Source organism: Paenalcaligenes sp. (genome assembly GCF_030152715.1).
Taxonomy (GTDB): domain Bacteria; phylum Pseudomonadota; class Gammaproteobacteria; order Burkholderiales; family Burkholderiaceae_B; genus Paenalcaligenes; species Paenalcaligenes hermetiae.
Map to the genome: position 1 here is coordinate 1 of NZ_JASLIX010000088.1, position 3112 is coordinate 3112.

Here is a 3112-nt window from a genome sequence, read left to right on the forward strand (position 1 = left end):
CACTGGGCGCACTATGAGCGAGGCACGGCGTCAGGAACTCGTCGAGCGTTGTGCCGCTGCTGGTATCCCTATTATCGAAGACGATCCTTACGGAGAGCTGCGCTACAAGGGCACACCTCAGCCGAGCTTGCTCCATCTGGGTCGCAAAGCCGGTGCTACCGTGGTACGTTTAGGCTCGTTTTCTAAAGTCTTAGCACCAGGGTTGCGTCTAGGCTATATTGTGGCGCCAGCTGCGATTATCGATAAACTGGTCCAAATCAAACAAGCCACCGATTTGCACTCGCCCTCGGTGACACAAATGGCAGTGTACGAAGCTGTAAAAGGTGGGTTTTTACAGCAACATTTGCCAACGGTACGCGACTTGTATAAACAACAATGCCAATACATGTTGGATGCTATGGCGCAGCATTTCCCCGATAATGTAAAATGGACACGCCCCGAAGGGGGGATGTTCTTATGGGTAACCTTGCCTGAACACATGGACTCGCAAGACCTATTGCACAAAGCCATCGAGCGCAATGTGGCTTTTGTGCCGGGCGAGCCTTTTTATGCTGCCGGCGAACCCAAGCGGAACACGTTCCGTCTAAGCTTTGTGACGGTTTCCGAAGATCGTATCCGTGAAGGGATTGCGATCTTAGGTCAACTCATTCGCGAGCAAATGTAACTGGTTCATTGAGCATGAGCAGCCGTGCTTTGTCACGGCTGTTTGTTTTTGAGCGGTCTGATTATGCAGCCTCATTTTCCTTCTCCTTTTGATCCCTCTCGTCCAGATCTGGCAGATATGCGTCCCAATGATTGGGTGGCGCGCTGGCTACCACCGTCTTGGGGGCCGTATGCACGACTTTGCCGCTTAGATCGTCCTGTAGGCACGTGGTTAACGTTGTTGCCTTGTATTGCCGCTCTGATTCAAGCGGCAGGGGGCTGGCCGGATCTTTGGCGGCTTTTTGTTTTTTCTTTCGGTGCGTTATTGATGCGCGGCGTAGGCTGCTGTTTTAATGATATTTTTGACCGAGATTTTGATCATCAGGTTGAGCGCACTCGCTTTAGACCTTTGACAAGCGGACAGCTAAGCCTTAAAAACGCGTGGATTTTTGTTTTTGCTCAGCTCGTCATTGCCGCCTTATTATTATTGGCGATCAACAGCTACAGCCGTTGGCTTGCTTTGTTGTTATTGCCGTTAGTGGTCATTTACCCGTTATGTAAGCGTTTTACGCATTGGCCGCAAGCGGTGCTTGGTATTGCTTTTAATTGGGGCATGTTGATGGCGTGGTCGGATACGCAAAACACGGTGCCTTTAGCCGCTATCGCTATGTGGGCGGGGGCGGTAACGTGGCAAATTGGCTACGACGCGATCTATGGCTACATTGATATGGAGGACGACCTAAAGCTTGGTCTTAAATCCGCGGCAATTCGCTTTGGGGATCAGGGCAAAGTGTGGTTAAGCGGTTTTTATGGGGCGAGCGTATTGCTTTGGATATGGGCAGGTTATGCCATGGGCATGCATTGGGCATACTTTGTGGTTATGGTGGGGATTGCACTGCACTTAGCGTGGCAAATCTATCAGTTTGATCCCAAAAAGCGTGAATTAGGCCTGCCGTTGTTTAGAGCAAACATGACAGTTGGTGTGCTTTTAGTGATAGCGGCTTTAGGTGGCACACTGCTGTAAAAGGGTGGGTCTCATCATAGATCCATGTAAAATGACGCCTGATCCGGTGCTTGCCAGATCAATTGAGATTGAGACAGTCCGCCCAGTGGGGCGTTACAAAAAAGGTGCTTTATGCCAACCACAATGGAAATGGTTGCAACTATATTGTTTGCAACGGCAATTATTCATACGTTTTCGGTCCCCGTCTTTGCGCGTTTAGCTAATAAGGGCGGGCCCCATGCAGGCCTTTGGCATATGTTGTCCGAGGTCGAAGCCGTTTTTGGTGTGTGGGCGTTTGTTTTAATTGTGTTTATCTCTGTGTTTATCGGCCTGGATCAGGCGGTTGAATACATGGATACACGTAATTTTACTGAGCCAGCTTTTGTTTTTGCGATCATGGTAGTCGCAGCGAGCCGCCCCATATTAGAAATGGTGTCTAAGCTCGTCAAAGTCATTGCTAATATCCTACCGATTCGTAATGAGTACGCCATGTTCTTTGTCACCATGTCCGTGGTGCCACTTTTTGGTTCCCTAATCACTGAACCGGCAGCGATGACACTGGCGGCGTTGTTATTACGGGATCAATATTTTAAACGCTCTGGTAGAGCAGTCTTTAAATACCTCACTATTGGGGTCTTATTTGTCAATATTTCCATCGGTGGGGTACTGACCTCGTATGCGGCTCCACCCGTACTCATGGTGGCGCAAACCTTTAATTGGGACACGGCCTATATGGCGACACACTTTGGTTGGCGTGCCGCGGTGGCTGTGTTGATCAATGCCGCGCTTTTGACCTTTATTAGCCGCTCTGCTTTAGTGGAGGCTCCCGAATCGATTCCCCAACCTACTGATACCAAGCAGCGTCCAGATGTGCCATGGGTTGTTATGGGCATTCATTTGCTATTTTTAGTGGGTATTGTTTTGTCCGCTCACCACCCTGTGATCTTTTTGGGCATGTTAATGATGTTTGTGGGGTATGCACACGCTTACTCCAAACATCAAAACCCGCTCTTGATTCGCGAGGGGTTGATGGTGGGCTTTTTCTTAGCGGGATTGGTGATTTTAGGCGGTTTGCAAAAATGGTGGTTGCAAGACCTCTTGGGTGGTATGTCACCCTTGGCCCTCTTTGTAGGAGCGACGGCGTTAACAGCGATCACAGATAATGCGGCGCTGACTTATCTTGGCTCTTTGGTCGAGGGCACTAGCGAGCTTTGGCGCTATATGTTGGTGGCGGGGGCGGTGACCGGTGGTGGTTTAACTGTAATCGCGAATGCACCTAACCCAGCGGGGTTCTCGATTCTAAAAGGTACTTTCCCCGATGGCGCTATTTCTCCCTTGCGCTTGTTAATGGCCGCAGCCGTCCCCACGTTAATTGCGGCGGGTATGTTTTTATTACCTACCTCTTTTTAATGAAAACTGGGTGTTGCGTACCCAAGCACTGTACGTTGGGTGCGCAAACGCGCTAAA

Annotated in this window: 3 protein-coding genes; all 3 read left to right on the forward strand. The window is 49.8% G+C overall.

Translation table 11 applies throughout. From position 1 onward, the window contains the following. Window positions 1-664 (forward strand): PLP-dependent aminotransferase family protein (locus Q1V74_RS06800; RefSeq protein WP_300647624.1); only part of this gene is annotated, 664 nt, incomplete at its 5' end. A 63-nt stretch (window positions 665-727) separates the two neighbouring features. After that, complete coding sequence (gene ubiA / locus Q1V74_RS06805; protein WP_300647625.1) at window positions 728-1666, forward strand: 4-hydroxybenzoate octaprenyltransferase; 939 nt, start codon at window positions 728-730, stop codon at window positions 1664-1666. Window positions 1667-1777: 111 nt separating this feature from the next. Continuing rightward, window positions 1778-3055 carry a putative Na+/H+ antiporter gene (locus Q1V74_RS06810; RefSeq protein WP_300647626.1) on the forward strand — a complete coding sequence of 426 codons (1278 nt, stop codon included), beginning with the start codon at window positions 1778-1780 and terminating at the stop codon, window positions 3053-3055. Window positions 3056-3112 lie beyond the last annotated feature (57 nt).